A 17,092-nucleotide genomic window follows, 5' to 3' on the forward strand; every position below is an offset into this window, starting at 1 on the left:
CTGCCAGGCGTTCGGCGAGTGCCTGTAGGCGAGCCTCAGACAGTGCGGACAGCGGCGGAGTCCGCACGATGCGGTGTGCAGGGAAGGGGATGATGACGGCGTTCATCCGACCCTCCGCAGCGTGTTGGCGTAGGTGACAAGGCCCAAGACCCGCAGCGCAGCGCGCGGGATCGTGTGCCCCTCGTAGATGCCCGACAGCGCGTAGACGTACAGGCCGGCAGGGCGCACCTGCACGTAGCGGATCAGTGCCTCGCCGTTGATCTCCACGGCATACAGGGCATCGCCCCGGAATTCCGTTACCTCCAGGTCGATCACCAGCACGTCGCCCGGCACGTAGCGCGGGGCGTTCTGGCTGTCGGTCAGCGCGACGGTGTCCCAGCGCGCGGTGTCGGAAAAGTCTGAATGCGCGCCGGGTGTTTGCCCGATTGCGGGCAGGGGTGGTTGGTGTACGATGTGGCTCATGGTCAAGTCGTTCCTCGCAAGGGTCCGATGGCTTTCACGGCTCACTCCGGCTGCAACCGGGTGGGCCGTTTCTCTTTCAGCGGGGCAGCGCACGGCTGTCCGCCGTCTCCACAACTGCGGCCTCCAGGTAGGCGTCCAGGTCGGCAGGCCGGTAGAAGCAACGCTTGCCCACGCGCAGGTAGCGCGGGCCCCTTCCTTCGCAGCGCATCTTGTCGAGCGTGCTTTTGCTCAATCCCAGCCAGTCGGCGGCCTCAGTGGCACTGAGCCTTGGTGCTGGCGCGCTGGTTGCTGCGTCTTTCGCGATCATTGGTTGCCTCATGTTGGATTGGTCCATAGAGGGACCATATTTGTCCCTCTCGCGCAGTGGACCACCGTTGTCCGTTGTAGTCAAGGACAATTTTGGTCCATCATTGGCCCATGACAGCCGAATATCACCAATTCAAGTTGCGCCTTCCCGTCGACCTCATGCAGAGGATTGAGGCGGAGGCTGAGCGCGCGGGTCGCTCGTTGTCGGCAGAGATCGTTTTCCGGTTGAACGAGGCGTACGCATCGGGCGCTGAAGAAAGCGGGGGCGCGGTGACGGACATTGCCGCCAAGCTTGTGGCCTATCAGCAGCAAGTCGACCGCAATGCGCGACAAGTGCAGGAGGGCATGGAGAGGGTGCAAAAAAGCATGGAAGACCTCGAGACGCTCAGGGCCCTGCTGGAGTTGCGCCTGGCGGAAACAAATGAAGAGTTGGATGCCAGTAAGAAGGCGAAGTAGTGACTGCCTTCACCAAGCTCACCAGGTCGGCACAGCGCGCGCTGAAGCCCGGCCAGTCGATCAGCGAACATGGGATCACCTACACCCGCACCGCGAACGGCGATGGGCGCTGGTCGGTCAACGTGATGGTGGCAAGGCGCCGGCATCACCAGGTGGTGGGCTTGGAGTCGGAGGGGTACACCCGTACGCAAGCGGAGGACGTGGTGGCCGCGCTCAAGGCCGCCAAGCGCAGCGCGTCCCACGGGGTGCAGGGGAGCAAGGGCAACGCCTCGCAGACGGTCGCGCAGGCGGCTGACGATTACCTGGACTATCTGCGCCGGCATGACGGCAAGGACATCGACACCAAGGAGCGGCGGTTCCGCGATCACATCAAGCCCCACCTCGGGCGCCGGCCGGTGGCCAGGCTGACCGATGATGACTGGCTCGCCTACGTGGCCACCCGGAAGGGCGAGGGCGCCAGCCCGGGCACGATCAACCGTGAGCGCTCTGCGCTGCTGCACATGCTCAACACGATGCGGCGCCGGAAGATCCTGAACGCTGCGCCGCTGCTGGCCCGCCAGCGCGAGCCGCAGGGCAAGCTGGTGTACCTGACCCCGGAAGAGTCGCAACGGCTGCTGCTGGCCGCTCAGGAGGACGTGTCGCCATTGGCGCATCGGTTTGTGATGGTGACGCTCTACACCGGCCTGCGGCACAGCGCAGCGCTCAACCTGCGGGCTGGCGACGTGGACGTGCAGCGTAGGATTCTGTGGATCGGCAAGGACAAGGCTGGCCGGCGCGAGCAGCCCATGCCGCAGGTGCTGGCGCAGTACCTTGGCAAGGTCATCAAGGGAATGGAGGCTGAGGCCTACCTATTCCCGTCGCAGCGCGCGGGCAGCGGCCGGGCCTATCAGATGAACGCCGTGTTCGGTCGGTGCGTGCAGCGCGCGGGCATCGCCAAGCATGTGACCCCGCACACGATGCGGCACACCGCGGCGACGAACGCTGCACATGCTGGGCTCGATGCGGCCACCATCCAAGCAATGGGCGGCTGGAAGACAAGAGCTATGGCCGAAAGGTACACTCACGCGGCTTCGATGCAGGACGCTATGGCGGCCCTACAGAAACAGCTTTCCGGCGACGCGATTACACCGAAATTACAACGGCGACCGCGCAAAACCGCCTGAAACCCTTGCAGGGCCTATAGCTCAACGGTTAGAGCAGGGGACTCATAATCCCTTGGTTCCAGGTTCGAATCCTGGTGGGCCCACCATAAAAAACAGGCACTTAGGCTTCCGCCCAAGTGCCTTTTTTGTGCCGGCGGGAAAATAGCCGGGAAAATTCAGCATCGCATCAGTGTTCCACGGTAGCTACGCGAACGCCCGAAGCACCAAATCGCCATATCCCCAAATGATGGCGCCCACCACTGTCACCGCCGCGACGGCTGTCGACACCAACCGATAGTGTCCGATGAAGAAGTGGAACAGCTGCCATGATTCCGCGAACGTGCCACCCCTGATTCGCTCGTAAAAGGCGCTTATGCGGAACTGTGCAAGCACCGCGAACACCGAGGTAACAGCACCGCTGCGCTGGAACCACCCCGGCAGTGACTCCGATGCTGGCCGCAGCGGAATGATTAGCGCAGCCAGGGGGGCAATGATCGCTGCAACGCACAGAACGACGATGAAGCAAAGCTCGATTTTCCGAGCAATCTTTGCTTTCGCAATAGTGTCAGCAAAACTGTTCAAGAAGGCCTCAACGGTTGTGATGTGGTCGGTTGACCAGCCGAGTTTACGATTCACCGCTTGCGCGGTGGCTTCACGACTGGCACGTCGTGATCGTAGCGGCCCGTAGTGGTGGGCGATTTGTGCCCGGCCGCGTCCTGCTTGTCGCCACGGTTCCCCTCGGTGTCGGTAATGCCTCGGTGCTTGAGGCCGTGCATCGAGAACCGCTCTTCTTCCGCGATTACCCCCTCGCTCATCGCCATGCGAATGAAGCGTTGCCACGCGCTTGACATAGATGATCGCGCGATGGGGTTGCCCGTCTGCTCAACCAGAAGGAATCGCTGCTCCGGCCTGATAGGCACAGGGAAGTTGCGGCCTTTGCGGTTCCAGATCGCACTACGTCGCGCTACCAGGGCCTCCCATGCCTCGATCATCTCTTCGTTCCATTCCGTGACCGACGCGCGCGATCCTTTCCTACGTTCGCCGTGCACGCCTTGGTCGAGTCGGTGGGCGTCGGTGAGGGTGCAGACTTCGATGCCGCGCAGGCGCGCACTGAAGGCCAACACCATCGCGGGGGCGATGTAGGCAGGGCAGCTTCCTTTCGTATGTGGGCGCCGAGCACCACGCTCACGGGCGAAGGCGAGCACCTTCGCGAAGGCGTCTGGGGTAGGCATCTTGTGCTCGCGTGCTTCCTTCGCCTGTCTGACGCCTTGTGCTGGGTTGCTCTTGCAGTAGCCGTGCCGGACTCCCCACGCCAAGGTGCGGCGCAGGTAGCGGAACTGGTGGTTGGCTTTGCTGGGGAACGCCGGCAGTGCGGGCTGGGTCTTAGTGGCCGGTCGTCCCCTGGCGAATACCTCCACCAGCCGCTGCACAACCGGTGTGGTGATCCTGTCCACCTGCATGCGCCCAAACGGGGTTCCGCATTTGCGCACGTAGTTGGCCAGGCTATCGGCGTATCGCTTGTAGTCGTCCTGGGTGTCCAGTGAGAGTTCCTTGAACTCGCTGGATTCGTGGAATCGATCGAACAGATAGCGAACTGTCCCGCGTTGCTGGCCGGTGGCCAGTGATTCCACGATGGCATGTAGCTCCGACAATCGCGCAGTCGCGTGGGCGACCGTGCGCTTGACGCGACGGCCGCCCTCCGCGTGATCCTCAAGCACGTACCACCTGTTGTCGTGCCAGTAGATCCCTTGCGGCAGCGCGTCCTGCTCGATGTGCCCCGGAATGTCGGGGTTGAACTTCCTCTTTCTGCCGCGTGCCATCAGATGTTGTCCTCTTCCCTTACGTCTTCGTGCTGCGGATCGATCAACCCCAGCGCCGCGTTCACCGCGTCGAGGGTCGTCCAGATCCCGCCTTGGCGGTCGTACTTGTAACGGATGCCTTCCCTGTCTGCCCAGCGGCGGACTGTGACGGCCCTTGGGGGAGGGCCGTCGGGAGTGCAGATCCGCTGCAGGTCTGTGAAGTGCAGGATCTGCGCCATGCTCAAGCTCTCCCTGCGGCGAACAATTTCATCTGTAACACGTTGCTCGGCAAGGGTTCCTCCACCGCCGCGGCTGTCGGCTGCAGCCCGTGTTGCTTGTGCCAGTGCGCCCAAGCTAGGTCGAACGACGGGTGCTTCGCGGTGGTGCTGCAACGGCATTCGATGAAATGGCCACCGCCTGCACTCTCGCGGCGCAGGTCATGGATGTACCGCACAGGGTGGCGATCCGGGCAAGTGAAAAGTACGCGAGGCGGCGTCTTCTGAACCTGTGTCATGCAGCCTCCAGGCCCTTGCGTGCAAAAAGTGCCGTCGCGGAGTAGCCGGGCGTCGTGCGGTACGCGTACAGCGCGGCCGGTTGCATCCTTCGGCTGAAGTAGCCGACGCCGTTGGCGTCTTCCATCCACCATCCGAACGGGTCAGCCTGCAGGGCGCAGGCGGCTTCCAACTGAGCAAGCTTGTCAGCGGGCGTCAGGCCTGACACGTATCTGGCGACTACCTCAATGTCTCCGCGCTCAGTATCGAATACCTCGCCGATGTAGTTCTCTGCGCCGGACTCGATGAGCCTGCGTGCAAAGGCAGGGCCGGGTGCGGCCGCAGTCAGCGCTGCAGCAATGGCTGCGATGTACGCGCCCTGGCCGTATGGGCTGATGCCTGCGAGGATGCTGCCGGCGGCGTGAGGCAGGCCGGCGCTCTCGAACTCAGCGGCGAGGAACCGGCGGGCAGTGTCGATATCAACCACGGGAATCCTCCCAGCCGGTGAGCGTGAATGAGGCGCCACAGTCGCGGCACTCGTAGTCGCGGGAGGGGCCGTTGTGGTCCGAGTAGTTGCCGTCTTCACGGGTGTAGGTACGCACCGAGGCGGGAACGTTCGTGAAGTCGAGGACGCCCGTCTGGCCGCAGTCGGGGCAGTGCCTGCCGGGGTCACGGATCATCCGTTCAAGCATGGGCCACCCCCCGGCGCACGGCCATGGGGGCACGGCGGCGCAGCGGCTGCGGGATCTGGCCCACGGCCAAGCCGCTATGACGGCGCCGAGGCGGGCGTGTCTGCCACATCTTGAGCATGGTGGCGCCGGCGACCGGCAGAAGCACGCACATGGCCAGCAGGGCGACGAAATCAGCCATTGGCCACCTCCTGTGCGGCCAGGTTGACCGCTTCGGCGCTCGCACGACGCCCTGGCAGCATGTTTGCAACCTCATGCGGGAGGGGGATGGCGTTGGCTAGCCTTGCCAGCTCCGGCGAAATCCAGTCCGTTATGTCGCTGAACCTGGCTCCCTTGGTGTGGACCCAGCCGGTTTCGCTTCCACGCCGACGCTCGAAGACACACTGCGCGGTCTTCGGTGTCCCCATACACAATTCAACGGTGGCGATCACCTTGTTGTGGGTTACGTGAATGGTGATCGTTGCGCTGCTGTCGGGGGTGTGTGGAACATTTCCACAGTTCTGCACACCCGTGGTAGCCTCCGCTCCGGGTCCGGTGCTGGAATCCAGCGACTTTGCGAGGGTGGTCATGGCTTGGCCTGTCATCTGTTGCATGGTTCTCTCCTGAACTTCGTTGGTGGATGGCCTTGGGGTTGGAGGTGGTGCTCCTCCCGCCGGCCCGCTTCTACTTCTACTTCCCAAAAACCCAGCAGCGAATCGCTGCACCTTTGCCAAAGCTGTCCATCTTGATCGCGCTATTCACGGTCAAATTGGCGTCGATCAGCTTGTGGCGGCGTGAGTCACGCAGATAGTTGCGCAGCACCTTGAGGTCAGGCACCGGTTGGTTGTGCTGCGCGGCCCGTGCCAAGAAATCATTGAGGTTGATGGCGATGCGCTGAGGATCGCGGGAGTGATTGACCACCGGACGTTCGCCCGCGCCAATGCTCTCCAGATACTCGTAGGTCTCCCAAAACTCATTGACCAGCGGGTGATCGGCACTGATGGCCGATTGGCGTTCCATAGCCATCCCGGTCAGCGCCTTGCGCGTCTCGATCACCATTTCCTCGGGCACGTCGATGACCAGGCGCAGTCCATCAAGCAATGCCAGCATCTGCGAGTGGTTCTTTATGAGGCGCTCCATGCGCAGGTCTTTGTTCTCCCGCAGCCGGGCTTCGTAGAAGCGCACGCGCTCGTTGAACTTATCCATCACTGCGGCCTCGGCGCGAACCGACTTGAGCAGGAAGTGGCTTACATCCTCGACCTGCAGGGCGTTGAGGTTGTCGGCCGCTTGCCGGCTCTCGGTGGTCGCGTTGGGCTTCTTGAAGTGCAGCTTCACGATGCGCGTCAGGATCGCCTCGCTGGCGTCCACCGGGGCGTTCTGGCTGATTACCAGGGTGCCCATGAACGGCGGCTCGTAGGTTTCGTTGCCGGCATTGCGCACGCCGCGCGTGGCCAAGCTGCCACCGTTGTAACAGGGCTTGAACTCGTCCCAATCGAATGACTTGGAATGTGATTTGTCGCCGTTGTCGCTACGGTCGGCTTCCAGCAGCACGACAGGCATGCCCGAAATCTGGCCCATCGCACGGGCGCGGCCGGCCTTGGTGGACTTGATCGGGTCAAAGCCTTCGTAGTCGCTACGCGCCAGCAGCTTCCAGAGGAACGTGAGCAGCGTGGTTTTGCCCGCGCCAGCCTCGCCGGTTGCTTCGAGAAACGGGAATGACTTGTGGGCATAGCGGATCTGGTTGGCGAACAGTGAGCCAAACCAGAACGTGAGGGCAACCATGCCGTTGGTGCCGAAGCACGTCCAGAGCCAGTTGAGCCATTCGGTTCGGTAGGCTTCGTGGTCGCGCTGGATGTCCAGCCGGATCGACCGCTGTGTGGTCTTTACGCGCAGCTTCGGGAATTCGAAGTAATCCTCGGAATTGGCAACGGTGAGCGCGCCATCGCGCACGGCCAGGTCGCCAAAGATGTACGCCTTGTGGTCGGGGCTGTAGCCGACAAAATCGACCGTGGCCACGTCCTTGATGCCGAACGTCTGCGCGTCCATCACCTTGTCCAAGTGCCTTCCCGTTCCAAAGAACAGCGCACCCTGAGCGAGGCTGAGCAAGCGCTTCTTGAACTCGGTTGCGCTGGCGATCTGCGCGCCGGTGAAGGTGCCCTTTACCGGCGGAGCGTCATGCGGAAAATCAACACGGAAGAAGTACCAGCTTTCCTCGGTCGCATCGTTCTTCTGGAAGTAGAGCGCTTCGGGATAGCAGTTGGCGATCTCTACAACGGATGCGCTGGCCCGCTGCAGCTTTGCCAGTTCTTCGGCTTCGAGCTCGTCTTCGTCGGTAAGGTCGCGGTCGACCATGCGGTCTTTGCAAAGCTTCTCAAAGCGAAGCGGGTCAAACTGAAACCAGAACAGGCGCGAGCCATGTTCGACATGGAATTCCACGTTCTTGCTGCGCTCGTACACGATGAGACCCTTTTCCATCGCGGTGCGTGCCAGCAGCAATGCACCGTTGTGCCGGGCCAGTTCCAAGTCGGCCTGCCACACGCTATCGCCATCTTCGGCGGCCTGTGCCCGCAGGTGCAGATCGTTCCAGTCGGTCTTTCGGTCCCCGGCTTGCTCGATCTGCGCGGCCTTGCAGCGGTAGCCCAGCTTCTCGGCGCGGCGGATGTGCTTAGCCGTGAATCCACGTGCGCCGGGCTCGTTGTCCAGCGCCCACACCAGCACGGGTAGATCATTGGGACGCGCGGCGCTCAGTTCCTTTAGGGACAGTTCCGGATAGGCGTTGCTCGACATAGCGGCAACGGCGCAGATTCCCCGCTGTAGTAGCGCGACGGCGTCAAAGATGCCCTCCACGATCCAGACCTCACGGGCGGTTCGCAGCTGGTCGAGCGCGCCAGCGCTCCACCACACGCCGGCATAGCTCTCACCCGGCGCGAAGCGCGCCTTCATCTTTCCGAAGCGGTGCGGCCTGTCGATCAGTCGTTCCCACCAGCCGCCCTTTACAAGCGGGAATCGCACAGTGGCCGTGCCCTGGCGCTTGTTGGAGTCGTAGTAGCTCTCCTGCACGTACAGCCCCTGCAGTGGCTTGACGTTGAAGCCACGACCTGTGGCCAGGTACGCGTCGGCCGCAGCATGTGGCGCCTGCGGTGTCTGCGGGTTGTGCTTGGAATAGTCGTCAAACAGATCGTCGTAGAGGTCGCGCACGCGCACCTCATGGCCGCACTTGGCCTGTCGGCCACAGCGCAGCACCCAAGGCTTGAGGTAGCTGGTGTAAAGCTCCTTCTTGCCGCAGTGGGGGCACTTGCCCCCGCGCATGTACTCGGTGCCGCTGCGGTGTTTGAGGCCATAGTCGCGCTGGACGCGCGAGAGTACCTGTTGGCGGATCTCTTCTTGCATGGAGGTTCAGCCTTCGTTCGCCGCGCTGGCGGCGGTGCGGTGGTGTTGCATGGTTCTCTCCTGACCTCCCCGGCGGCGGTGGTGCGCTGCCGGGGAGGGGTAGTGCATTACTCGTCGGCCGGGCGTGACCTAGTCAGAATTCCGCGCAGGTCATCGGTGATGTACTCGGCGACGGCCGAGGTGTGGTCGGCCGTGATGCCCAGCACCTTTGCTGCCTCCGCAGGCAGGACCGCGATCAACTCCACTGCGTAGGAAATGCGCCAGAGGCGCGTCACGTCGGCGGCGCTGATGAGGTGCCCGTGTGGGTCAGCATCGGGTGGCGGCGGGTTGCGGTGCGGCGGCAGATGGCCGTTCTGGCTGCCCATCAGTTCACCCCGCCCGGATAGGCGTCGCCGCTGCGCAGCCACTGGAAGAAGCGGTCGGCCTCGCCCTTGGCGAGCAGGTAGACCACGGTTCCTGTCTGGATGCCCTCGGTGGCGGCGCGCAGCACATCCCCCGACTTGTGCGCGGACACGGTTGCGGCCGCGTCCGATTCGACGTGTATCAACGCCAGATACAGCACGCCGCGTTGGTCGAAGGAAGCGCGCAGGCCAAAGCCCGGCACCTGTGTCTCCAGCACGATCACCGGACGCAGGGCAGTTTCGGGGATTACTACGTTGGAAACGCCGGCCATCAATGCACCGCCTTGTCGTCGGTGCTGGGAGCGCCGCCGCTGGCATCGCAGGTAGCGGTGTAGGCGGCGATCACGTCGCCCAGGGTGATTGCGAGCGGGCACACGCCGACGGCGAGCAGGCGCGTGATGAACGCCTGATACGCATCATTGGGCCATTCGAGGGTGTCGGCGATCAGGCCGAAGGCGAGCGAGATTTGACGCGCGGAAGGATTGCCGGGCGTGGAAGGGGCGCCATGAGGCATGGAGACGTCTCCTGTATCCGAGGTATGGCCTCGGCGAGACGTTTCTACGCGTCGCACCGAGGGTGTCGGGAGGGTAGAAACCGGGATACAGACCGGCGGGCAGCTTTCCCCTTGCGGGTGTTGTATGACTGCCGCCCTCCCGACGCAGAAAGCGTCGGTGCGCTCGTTTTGCGGGCGCAAAAAAACCGCAAAGCTGACGGGCGCGGTTACCGCTGTATCCTCGGAGTTTCTACGCTCCTTGCGGCAGACAATGCTCTCCCAGCCCGGCGAAGTCAAGGGGAAATGACGGAAAGTGTGGGAACCGAATACAGCAGCGAACAGGTTCATGCAGACACCTGTTCGGCGGCACTGTTCGGCAGCTGTTGGTAGTCGCCACCGGCGGCGATGTGGGCTTCGACCAGGGCGCGCAGTTCAGCGGCTTTGTGGGCCTTCTCGGTGTAGGGAACGTACTCAACCCCGCTGGGGCTGGTGACAAAGTTCGGCTGAGTGGCGGTAGACCATCCGTCACGCTGGGTTTTGTGTCGCATCATGCACAGCACTCCCTAGCCGGCGGCCGCAGCCGCCAGGTCAGTTCGTTGTGGAAGGGGAAAGGTGAATCAGACGGCGGGCAAGTCGCCGCCGTCCGGTGAGCGTGTTGAGGGAGCGTCGATCCAATCCAGTTGCACGTTCCCTCGGTCTTCTTTCCAGCGCTGCAGCAGCAGGGCGCGCTCGTAGCCGGGCGTCTGCGGCAGTTCGCAGGCTGGTGCGTTGGGCATGCCGCTGGGGCTGGAGATGCTGGTCAGCTCAGAATGCCCAACGTAGGTCGCGCCACACACCGGGTTTTGGCACACGTAGGCGTCGGTGCGCAGATGACGGTGCTGTAGGGCACTGGTGCGCTTCGTCAACGGCGTGCCGCATACGTCACAGGTGAATATGGCGCGCTGACCCACCACGGCGCTCATGCCTTGCCCCGAGCCTTGGTAGCCTTCTTGGCGACGGTGGTCTTCGGCACAGCTTTACCGCTCTTGCCACGCGTTGCGGGCGACTGACGGGAAGTGGCGGGAACTGTGCAAGAATTGGGATCGCGCTTGATGCCAAGCGCGACAGCCGCGTCGTGCGACTTGCCGAAATTGCCTTTACCAACGCCGCGCAGCGCATCGTTGACCGAGTGACGGTCGAGGTTGTTCTGCCGGGCGAAAGCAACGACGGTGATGCCCATGTCGCGCAGGTGCTGGCGAGCTTCTTCAGGCGTGCGCAGTTTCGGCAGAGTTGTGCGTCGTGTGGCGGTCATCCCGTTTCCCCGTGTTAAGCGAGCAGTGAAATATCTTTCACTATGTTCAGTGAAAGATGTTTCACCTGTCAAGGAGGTTTGAGCGTGAGTGTGGGTCTGAGGCTGAAAGAAGAAAGGAAGCGACTGGGCCTTACCCAGGAGGCCATGGGTGTGGCATGCGGTGTCACCAAGCGCACACAGATCTTCTACGAAGTGGACAGCGTTGGAGCGAGTGCGGCCTACCTGACCGCCGCCTACGAACTCGGCGCGGATATCGTGTATGTGCTGACCGGCAACCGCGAGCGACTGGCCGAACCCGATGCGGATCTGCTCGATGCGTGGCGCACGGCGTCGCCTTCGGCACGCGCGGCCGTCATGGCGGCATTACGCGGGGTTACACCGGCGGTGACAGCGGCAGCGCCCCGCACTTCATTCGAGAACACCAGCATCGGCCAGCAGATCAGCGGCGATGTGGATCTGCGTGGGCAAAAGATCGTTGTCAAGGCCCCTAAAGCATCAAAGAAACCCAGCCGATAACGCTTACGCCGCGCTCTATTCAGGCCGCTAACTCACATCGCAAGAGGCGCCGGTGTGGCGCGCTATACGGTGTGATGGATTATGAGTTGCGGTGATGGTGTGGAGCGTGGTGCGGCGACGTGCGTTTGCAAGGGTCAGACCGTGTTTGAAGGGGCCGTGATTGGCCAGGTGTTCACCGGACAGGTGCGTATCAGTGCGCCGCGACCGTTGCATCAACGCCGCCCTCGAAACCATGGGAAGCAGCGAAAATCGCTCTGGCGTAGGCCAGCTTTCAGCAAGGGGAATGCAATGGAAAGAGGCACAGAATTCACACGCACTCGATTCTCGGTGGACACCGTGCGCGCGGCGATACAGGCCGTCCGCGAAGTCATAGGCGAAACCAAAGCCGAAGTGGTCCATGAATCGCTCAAGGTAGATCTGCCAGACGGTCAATGGCGGTTCGACGATGAGAACGAATTCTATGCGGCGATACCACAAGGAACAGGCTATGGCTTCATCGTTGACGCGCGATCAGTACGTATCCAGGTGACTCAGTTCCCCAGGTCAGCGGTTGTGGACGTACGAGCGCCCACGCGTGCCCACGTACAGCGCATTTTCAGCCCTTTCGACAATAAGCAGGGAGCTGAGGCGGTCCCTGCAGACAGCCCTGTAGTTTTCGTTGGCCATGGAAGGAATCCAGCGTGGAAAGATCTGCGGGACCATCTTCGTGATCAGCACGACTATCGTGTCGAATGCTACGAATCCGGCGCCCGCGCGGGTCATTCAATACGCGACATCCTTGAATCTATGGCGGCGAGGTCATCGTTCGCAGTCTTAGTTATGACTGGCGAGGATATGCAAGAGTCTGGCGCGCTCCGCGCAAGGCAGAACGTCATCCACGAAGCGGGCCTATTCCAAGGCCGACTTGGATTCTCGCGCGCCATAATCTTGCTGGAAGAGGGCGTCGAGCAGTTCTCCAACGTGCAGGGTGTGCAATACATTCCCTTTGCCAAGGACCGCATAAGGGAGGCGTATGGCGACGTCCTGGCCACATTGCGCCGCGAGTTCGGCGGAGGCTAGGACCCTCGTTCCAGCTCCAGCGCGGTTACGAAACCGCCACTGCCGTCGATGGTGTGCGTGGCCTTGGCCACCAGCCAGTCGGTGCCATCAATCTCAGGTTTGAAGCCGCTGACAGTAACCGTCTGCTCCGGGTAGATGTCGGCTCGACCAATGGCCAGCCGATAACTCAGCTGTGCGGTGCCTCGGTCCAGCCGTTTGAACTCGGCGTCTGCGTGCTGCCGCGCCTCATCTGCAGTGGCATACGTGGCCTGCAGCTTCTTTTCGTTCTCGGACGTGCCCACCAGCACGCCCGTGCGGCGTGCTGCCTTGCGGTCACCCCAATAGGCTCGAACGCCGGTGAACTTCTCGCGGTCGGCGACGCTGTAGCGGTGCTGGTCACCCGATGCCCGCGTGATCCGCACGCCAGGCAGAGGCTGGCCGCTGGCTGTGGTGCCAGCGCCGATAGGCGCGAAGATCAGCGTGCCGGCCTTTACCGTGGCCACGGCGTCGAAGCGTTTGCCCAGCCGCGTGAGCAGGTTGATATCGCTCTCGTTGGCTTGATCGAGGTGGGCAATGGCAACGCCCGCCAGATCCGCGGCCACGGACGTGCGCAGCGAATGCTCGCCCGCAATGGCGCTGAGAATGTCGCCCAGGGTGGTGTCGTGCCAGCTGCGTTCGCGCCGGCGGCGAGTCGCGCCGGTCAGATCAGCCGAGCGCGCCCGAATCGTGATGATGTCGGGCGAGCCGCTGTGTTCTACTTCATCGACCTTGAAGGTGCCCTTGTCGAACAGGCCGCTGCCTTCGTAGCCGATGGCCACCTGCAGGGTGACGCCCCGGCGAGGCAGGGCCAGCCTGCCGTCATGGTCGTGCACGCGCAGATCGACCTGGTCGGCTTCGTCGCCACGGCTTTCGGTCAGGGACAGATCCAGCAGGCGCGGGGCCAGCCGTTCGGTCAGATCCACGCCGTCTAGGACGACCCGCCACGCGGGAATCGGGTACGGGCTGGCCCTCATGCGATGGCCTCGCTTGCGCCGTCGTCGTCACGTTCCAGCTGCATCTGGAAGTCGATCAGGCGCGGCGTGCCGTCGCTGAACAGCTCGCGTCGCGTTTCGCTGAGGCTGGTCAGCAGGTAGGCACCGTAGACACGGCCCGTGCCCTCCACCAGCGCCTGCGGTTTGCCTTGGTCGGCCAGCTCGCGCAGCTTGTCCAGCACCTGCAGGTCGGTGGCCAGCTCGCCGGCGATGGTGCCCTGCAGGCTGATGGTGTCATCGCCCGGCCCGACGTACTGCCGGGCTGCGCGGGCGCCGACGCGGTCGCTGCTGGCGTGGCGCCAGGTCATCTGGCGCTGCAGTTCGCCGTAGGCGGCGGTGGAGAGGGAGAACACGAACGTGCCCCAGGTCATCATCATGGTGGTGGTCCTCAGTCGCTGAGCCGGGCACCGCGTCGGGTGGCCTTGTCGCGCTCGATCTGTTCAATGGCCTGCCGCACCAGATCCGCAATCTCGCGGGAGTCGGCGCCGGACGGCGGTTGGATGTTGATGGTGTAGGCGGAAGCGCCTGTGCTGCCCGCTGCGGCCTGCGGAGCCGCCGGGGCCATCACCGGAGCGGCTGCGGCCATGACGGGCAACGCAGCGGCGCCCAGCGCGAATCCGGCCGATGCTTGGCGCAGTTTGTCGCGGCTGGCGGTAGCGCGTGCGGTGTCAGCGGTGTTGCCCAGGCGCGCAATGCGCTGCTCGCGCAGCTGGTCCAGTCGGGTCGGCCCGGCTGCGCTGTTGGCCGCAGGCCCCTGCATGCGCTGGGTCATGCCGGCGCTGATCTGCGTCACGCGCTCGCCGCCAACCGCTGCTGCACGCAGGCGGTCACGGCTGGCGGTGGCACGTTCGGTATCGGCGTCCGAGCCGTTGCGGGCGATGCGTCGCTGGCGAAGTTCATCAAGGCGGCTGGCTGATTCGGCGGTGCCGCCCACGCCCGCCTGCTGCATGCGCTCGCCCATGCCGGCACCGGCCTGCGTGATGCGGTCGCCAACGTTGGTCACCTGCTGCAGCGGCTCGCTCTGGCTTCGGTCGATGCCGCCGGCCAGGCCCTGCATGGTGAAGTCACCAAACTGCGCGAACACACGCGACGGGCTGTGGATGCCCAGCAGACCCTTGAAGCGATCCATCACGCCCGAGGCGATGTTGGCCACCGCATCCATCGCGGCGCTGCCGCTGGACGTGATGCCGTTGACCAAGCCCTGCACCATGTCGATGCCTGCCTGCATCATCCTCGCTGGCCAGCCGAGCAGGATCTGATTGGCGCCGTCCCACATGGCCGTCAGGCCCGACCGGATCTTGTCCCCGTTGAGGGTGAACAGGCCGACGATCAGCTGCCACGCGCCCTGCAGGTACGTCCACGCACCGCCGACGGCGTTCTGGATGATCGGCAGCATGAAGGTGAACGCCTTCACCAGCCAGCCGACAGCGACGACGGCCATGCGCAGGTTGACGGTCAGCACCTGGCCCAGCACCTGGCCGAAGCCACGGCCGGCAGTGGTGGCGCCCTGCAGCTGCTCGCTTGTGGCCTTGAAGGGGGTGAACAGCTTTTGCACCCATGCCAAGGCTTTGCCCATGGCATCGGACACCTGCGTCCACACCGGCCCCAGCGGTTCCAGCGCGGTCATCAGCTCGGCCATGATCGGATTGACCACATCGAGCACGCCCTGCCACACACCGATCATGAACGCTTTGATCGGCTCCCAGTATTTCCAGACCAGCGCAGCAACCACCGCCACGGCGGCGCCAATGGCGAGCACCGGCAGGCTGATGCCGCCCAGCATCGGCAGCAGCATGCGGCCGACATTGAGCAGCATCGGGAACGCACGGCCACCGAGCGACAGCACCTGGCCAACCAGCCGGCCGATGCCACCGCCGCCACTGAGCAGCATCACGCCCTTGTGGATCTGCGTCAGCGCCATGGCACCGACGCCGCCGGCCACCAGCAAACCGCCGAGCGCAGTGGCCAGGGCGGTACCGCCGATGGCCAGCTTGGCGATGGTGGCCACCAGCTGCGGGTTCTTGGTCACCCACTCGGCCATGCGGTCGGCGACCTTGGCCACGCGCGCGGCCAGTTCCTTGACCGTCGGCAGCAGGGTCTTGCCCAGGCGCTGTGAAAGAACGGTGGCGCTGTTCTTGAGCAGGATCAAACCGTTCTCTGCCGTGCCCACACGCGCGGCATATTCGGCGTTCATCGAACCGCCGTACTTCTGCGCGTCGGTGACCTTGCCGAAGTTCTCCTTCAACAGATCGAGGTTGGTCAGCAGCGGTGCGATCGCACCGATCGACTCGCGGCCGAACAGCTGCGTCATCGTCGCCGCCTGCTCGGCCTTGGGCAGCTGCTTCAGTTTCTCCAGCACCTGCAGGATCGCGCCGCCGGCGTCGTCCTGCATCGCCTTGGCCATATCGCCGGCCTTCAGCCCCAGCTTCTCGAACGATGCGATCTGACGCGAAGTCGCGGCCTCGCCCGAGGACAGCGTGAGCAGCATGTTCTTGATGCCGGTGGCCGACACCTCCGACTCGATGCCCATGCCGGCGACGGTGGCGCCCAGCGCGGCCAGCGGGCCGCTGCCGAGGCCGGCGACCTCGCCCAGCGCGCCGATGCGGTTCACCACCTCGCTGATCTTCTGGACGCTGGCCGGCCCGGTGTTGCCCAGGTAGTTGATCTTGTCGGCCAGCACGACAACGTCGTCCTGACCCATGCGGAACGCTGTACGCCATGTGGCCATCGTCTGGCCGGCGTCTTCCGCCGTCGTATCGAAGGCCACGCCCATCTTGGCCGCGTCCTCGGCGAAGCGGGTCAGCTCGTTGCTGGCGATGCCGGCCTGGCCGGCGGCGGCGACGATCTTGGCGATGTCGGTCGGCACCATGGGCAGGCGGCGCGACAGTTCCTCAATGTCGCGACCCATCTTCTCGAAGCCGTCCGGCGTGTCGAAGTCGACCACCTTTTTCACGTCGGCCATGGCCGACTCGAAGCTCATGGCCTGCGCGATGGGCAGCGTCTGCGCACGCAGGGCACCGAACGCGGCCAACGCTACGCCGGTGCCGTGGGCGGCGGCGTTCATGCCGGCGCTGTGGATCTTGCGGCTACGGGCCTGCGCCGCATCGAGTGCAGCCAAGCGAGTGCGCTGCGCCTCCATCTGCTGGGAGGCGGCGGCAATATCGGTGCGCAGCTTGCGTTCATGCGCGCCGAGTTGCCGCGTGCTGATGCCGGCGCGGTCCAGACTGCCGCGCAGGCGCTGCAGCTCGACCGACTGCTGTTGGTGCTGGCCCTTGAGCTGTGCAGCCGCAGCCTTGGCTTGCGCGAACTCGCGGCTCAGCTTGCGGGTAGGGGTGCCAGCCTCTTTGATCTGGCGGGCCAGAGCGGCAACGCGCAGCTGCGCGGCCAGGTGGCTCTGTTCGGTGGCGCGCACCGCCTGCTGTTGCTGGCGGTAGGCCGCAACGTCACGCTGGGCGGCATTGAGGCGGCGCAGGTTGGTCTGTTGTTCCTGCAGGGCGGTGGACAGGCCCTTGCTGCCGGCCATGACCTTCTTGAACGGGGCGCTGGCGCGGTCGAGCGCTTCCAACACCACCTGCAGGCGAAGGTTACCGCCGCTCATGCGACGACAA

At 64.0% G+C, this 17,092-nt stretch carries 23 protein-coding genes and 1 tRNA gene; 5 read left to right on the forward strand and 19 right to left on the reverse strand.

Annotated elements, in window-relative coordinates; all coding sequences use genetic code 11:
• Window positions 1-102: 102 nt before the first annotated feature.
• Both V3B46_RS10080 and V3B46_RS10085 read right to left on the reverse strand, forming a co-directional pair.
• Window positions 103-462, reverse strand: a complete 360-nt coding sequence (locus V3B46_RS10080) for a S24 family peptidase (RefSeq protein ID WP_329891844.1) — start codon at window positions 460-462, stop codon at window positions 103-105.
• 76 nt (window positions 463-538) lie between these two features.
• On the reverse strand, window positions 539-769 hold the full coding sequence (locus V3B46_RS10085; RefSeq protein ID WP_049431592.1) for a helix-turn-helix transcriptional regulator: 231 nt from the start codon (window positions 767-769) through the stop codon (window positions 539-541).
• A gap of 110 nt (window positions 770-879) precedes the next feature.
• Between V3B46_RS10085 and V3B46_RS10090 the strand changes: the two genes are divergently transcribed.
• From V3B46_RS10090 to V3B46_RS10100, 3 genes are all read left to right on the forward strand, one after another.
• Window positions 880-1,224, forward strand: a complete 345-nt coding sequence (locus tag V3B46_RS10090) for an Arc family DNA-binding protein (protein ID WP_329891845.1) — start codon at window positions 880-882, stop codon at window positions 1,222-1,224.
• Window positions 1,224-2,387: a tyrosine-type recombinase/integrase gene (locus tag V3B46_RS10095; protein ID WP_049431597.1), complete on the forward strand. Its 1,164-nt coding sequence runs from the start codon at window positions 1,224-1,226 to the stop codon at window positions 2,385-2,387. The genes V3B46_RS10090 and V3B46_RS10095 overlap by 1 nt, the downstream gene beginning before the upstream one ends.
• Before the next feature lie 10 nt (window positions 2,388-2,397).
• Window positions 2,398-2,473 (forward strand) — tRNA-Ile (locus V3B46_RS10100).
• 97 nt (window positions 2,474-2,570) lie between these two features.
• On the opposite strand, the gene V3B46_RS10105 is transcribed toward V3B46_RS10100, so the two are convergent.
• The 14 genes from V3B46_RS10105 to V3B46_RS10170 all read right to left on the reverse strand — a co-directional run bounded on the left by V3B46_RS10105 (window position 2,571) and on the right by V3B46_RS10170 (window position 10,899).
• Window positions 2,571-3,002 (reverse strand): hypothetical protein, encoded by a 432-nt coding sequence (locus tag V3B46_RS10105; protein WP_049401014.1) that lies wholly within the window; start codon window positions 3,000-3,002, stop codon window positions 2,571-2,573.
• Complete coding sequence (locus V3B46_RS10110) at window positions 2,999-4,186, reverse strand: site-specific integrase (protein WP_049401015.1); 1,188 nt, start codon at window positions 4,184-4,186, stop codon at window positions 2,999-3,001. The genes V3B46_RS10105 and V3B46_RS10110 overlap by 4 nt, the downstream gene beginning before the upstream one ends.
• A complete protein-coding gene (locus V3B46_RS10115) occupies window positions 4,186-4,404 on the reverse strand; it encodes a hypothetical protein (protein WP_049401016.1) in 219 nt (72 codons plus the stop codon). Before V3B46_RS10115 ends, V3B46_RS10110 begins: the two co-directional genes overlap by 1 nt.
• Window positions 4,405-4,675: 271 nt before the next feature.
• Window positions 4,676-5,143 carry a hypothetical protein gene (locus V3B46_RS10120; protein ID WP_049401018.1) on the reverse strand — a complete coding sequence of 156 codons (468 nt, stop codon included), beginning with the start codon at window positions 5,141-5,143 and terminating at the stop codon, window positions 4,676-4,678.
• On the reverse strand, window positions 5,136-5,258 hold the full coding sequence (locus V3B46_RS10125) for a hypothetical protein (RefSeq protein ID WP_275043858.1): 123 nt from the start codon (window positions 5,256-5,258) through the stop codon (window positions 5,136-5,138). The genes V3B46_RS10120 and V3B46_RS10125 overlap by 8 nt, the downstream gene beginning before the upstream one ends.
• An 82-nt stretch (window positions 5,259-5,340) precedes the next feature.
• Window positions 5,341-5,526, reverse strand: coding sequence for a hypothetical protein (locus V3B46_RS10130; RefSeq protein WP_033833481.1), 186 nt, complete (start codon window positions 5,524-5,526; stop codon window positions 5,341-5,343).
• The gene (locus tag V3B46_RS10135; protein ID WP_049401020.1) at window positions 5,519-5,938 is read right to left on the reverse strand and encodes a hypothetical protein; all 420 of its coding nucleotides are present in this window, start codon (window positions 5,936-5,938) and stop codon (window positions 5,519-5,521) included. Before V3B46_RS10135 ends, V3B46_RS10130 begins: the two co-directional genes overlap by 8 nt.
• 76 nt (window positions 5,939-6,014) lie before the next feature.
• On the reverse strand, window positions 6,015-8,714 hold the full coding sequence (locus tag V3B46_RS10140) for a toprim domain-containing protein (protein ID WP_049401021.1): 2,700 nt from the start codon (window positions 8,712-8,714) through the stop codon (window positions 6,015-6,017).
• A gap of 107 nt (window positions 8,715-8,821) precedes the next feature.
• A complete protein-coding gene (locus tag V3B46_RS10145; RefSeq protein ID WP_049401022.1) occupies window positions 8,822-9,079 on the reverse strand; it encodes a hypothetical protein in 258 nt (85 codons plus the stop codon).
• Window positions 9,079-9,387, reverse strand: a complete 309-nt coding sequence (locus V3B46_RS10150) for a hypothetical protein (RefSeq protein ID WP_049401023.1) — start codon at window positions 9,385-9,387, stop codon at window positions 9,079-9,081. Before V3B46_RS10150 ends, V3B46_RS10145 begins: the two co-directional genes overlap by 1 nt.
• Window positions 9,387-9,956, reverse strand: a complete 570-nt coding sequence (locus V3B46_RS10155; protein ID WP_239669758.1) for a hypothetical protein — start codon at window positions 9,954-9,956, stop codon at window positions 9,387-9,389. The genes V3B46_RS10150 and V3B46_RS10155 overlap by 1 nt, the downstream gene beginning before the upstream one ends.
• On the reverse strand, window positions 9,953-10,159 hold the full coding sequence (locus tag V3B46_RS10160; protein ID WP_049401025.1) for a hypothetical protein: 207 nt from the start codon (window positions 10,157-10,159) through the stop codon (window positions 9,953-9,955). The genes V3B46_RS10155 and V3B46_RS10160 overlap by 4 nt, the downstream gene beginning before the upstream one ends.
• A 66-nt stretch (window positions 10,160-10,225) precedes the next feature.
• Window positions 10,226-10,570: an ogr/Delta-like zinc finger family protein gene (locus V3B46_RS10165; protein ID WP_080355156.1), complete on the reverse strand. Its 345-nt coding sequence runs from the start codon at window positions 10,568-10,570 to the stop codon at window positions 10,226-10,228.
• Entirely contained in the window at window positions 10,567-10,899 is a 333-nt protein-coding gene (locus V3B46_RS10170; RefSeq protein ID WP_049401026.1) for a helix-turn-helix domain-containing protein, read from the reverse strand. Before V3B46_RS10170 ends, V3B46_RS10165 begins: the two co-directional genes overlap by 4 nt.
• 84 nt (window positions 10,900-10,983) lie before the next feature.
• Between V3B46_RS10170 and V3B46_RS10175 the strand changes: the two genes are divergently transcribed.
• A complete protein-coding gene (locus V3B46_RS10175) occupies window positions 10,984-11,415 on the forward strand; it encodes a helix-turn-helix domain-containing protein (protein WP_049401027.1) in 432 nt (143 codons plus the stop codon).
• A 327-nt stretch (window positions 11,416-11,742) separates the two neighbouring features.
• Window positions 11,743-12,474 carry a TIR domain-containing protein gene (locus tag V3B46_RS10180; RefSeq protein WP_160314116.1) on the forward strand — a complete coding sequence of 244 codons (732 nt, stop codon included), beginning with the start codon at window positions 11,743-11,745 and terminating at the stop codon, window positions 12,472-12,474.
• Here V3B46_RS10180 and V3B46_RS10185 read toward each other — a convergent pair.
• From V3B46_RS10185 to V3B46_RS10195, 3 genes are read right to left on the reverse strand one after another with little or no spacing between them, the layout of a single operon-like run.
• Window positions 12,471-13,466 carry a phage late control D family protein gene (locus V3B46_RS10185; protein ID WP_049401030.1) on the reverse strand — a complete coding sequence of 332 codons (996 nt, stop codon included), beginning with the start codon at window positions 13,464-13,466 and terminating at the stop codon, window positions 12,471-12,473. The two genes, V3B46_RS10180 and V3B46_RS10185, sit on opposite strands and share 4 nt — an antisense overlap.
• The gene (locus V3B46_RS10190) at window positions 13,463-13,861 is read right to left on the reverse strand and encodes a phage tail protein (protein WP_049401031.1); all 399 of its coding nucleotides are present in this window, start codon (window positions 13,859-13,861) and stop codon (window positions 13,463-13,465) included. The genes V3B46_RS10185 and V3B46_RS10190 overlap by 4 nt, the downstream gene beginning before the upstream one ends.
• 11 nt (window positions 13,862-13,872) lie before the next feature.
• Window positions 13,873-17,082 (reverse strand): phage tail tape measure protein, encoded by a 3,210-nt coding sequence (locus V3B46_RS10195; protein ID WP_049401032.1) that lies wholly within the window; start codon window positions 17,080-17,082, stop codon window positions 13,873-13,875.
• Window positions 17,083-17,092: the final 10 nt, after the last annotated feature.

The organism is Stenotrophomonas sp. SMYL11, from assembly GCF_036320005.1.
Taxonomy (GTDB): Bacteria; Pseudomonadota; Gammaproteobacteria; order Xanthomonadales; family Xanthomonadaceae; genus Stenotrophomonas; species Stenotrophomonas maltophilia_A.

What these genes read in the sequence shown, in the direction of transcription:
- V3B46_RS10080 (WP_329891844.1), bottom strand. Translation starts at nt 462, where the DNA reads ATGAGCCACATCGTACACCAACCACCCCTGCCCGCAATCGGGCAAACA.
- V3B46_RS10085 (WP_049431592.1), bottom strand. Translation starts at nt 769, where the DNA reads ATGATCGCGAAAGACGCAGCAACCAGCGCGCCAGCACCAAGGCTCAGT.
- V3B46_RS10090 (WP_329891845.1), top strand. Translation starts at nt 880, where the DNA reads ATGACAGCCGAATATCACCAATTCAAGTTGCGCCTTCCCGTCGACCTC.
- V3B46_RS10110 (WP_049401015.1), bottom strand. Translation starts at nt 4,186, where the DNA reads ATGGCACGCGGCAGAAAGAGGAAGTTCAACCCCGACATTCCGGGGCAC.
- V3B46_RS10115 (WP_049401016.1), bottom strand. Translation starts at nt 4,404, where the DNA reads ATGGCGCAGATCCTGCACTTCACAGACCTGCAGCGGATCTGCACTCCC.
- V3B46_RS10130 (WP_033833481.1), bottom strand. Translation starts at nt 5,526, where the DNA reads ATGGCTGATTTCGTCGCCCTGCTGGCCATGTGCGTGCTTCTGCCGGTC.
- V3B46_RS10135 (WP_049401020.1), bottom strand. Translation starts at nt 5,938, where the DNA reads ATGCAACAGATGACAGGCCAAGCCATGACCACCCTCGCAAAGTCGCTG.
- V3B46_RS10140 (WP_049401021.1), bottom strand. Translation starts at nt 8,714, where the DNA reads ATGCAAGAAGAGATCCGCCAACAGGTACTCTCGCGCGTCCAGCGCGAC.
- V3B46_RS10145 (WP_049401022.1), bottom strand. Translation starts at nt 9,079, where the DNA reads ATGGGCAGCCAGAACGGCCATCTGCCGCCGCACCGCAACCCGCCGCCA.
- V3B46_RS10150 (WP_049401023.1), bottom strand. Translation starts at nt 9,387, where the DNA reads ATGGCCGGCGTTTCCAACGTAGTAATCCCCGAAACTGCCCTGCGTCCG.
- V3B46_RS10155 (WP_239669758.1), bottom strand. Translation starts at nt 9,956, where the DNA reads ATGAACCTGTTCGCTGCTGTATTCGGTTCCCACACTTTCCGTCATTTC.
- V3B46_RS10160 (WP_049401025.1), bottom strand. Translation starts at nt 10,159, where the DNA reads ATGATGCGACACAAAACCCAGCGTGACGGATGGTCTACCGCCACTCAG.
- V3B46_RS10165 (WP_080355156.1), bottom strand. Translation starts at nt 10,570, where the DNA reads ATGAGCGCCGTGGTGGGTCAGCGCGCCATATTCACCTGTGACGTATGC.
- V3B46_RS10170 (WP_049401026.1), bottom strand. Translation starts at nt 10,899, where the DNA reads ATGACCGCCACACGACGCACAACTCTGCCGAAACTGCGCACGCCTGAA.
- V3B46_RS10185 (WP_049401030.1), bottom strand. Translation starts at nt 13,466, where the DNA reads ATGAGGGCCAGCCCGTACCCGATTCCCGCGTGGCGGGTCGTCCTAGAC.
- V3B46_RS10190 (WP_049401031.1), bottom strand. Translation starts at nt 13,861, where the DNA reads ATGATGATGACCTGGGGCACGTTCGTGTTCTCCCTCTCCACCGCCGCC.
- V3B46_RS10195 (WP_049401032.1), bottom strand. Translation starts at nt 17,082, where the DNA reads ATGAGCGGCGGTAACCTTCGCCTGCAGGTGGTGTTGGAAGCGCTCGAC.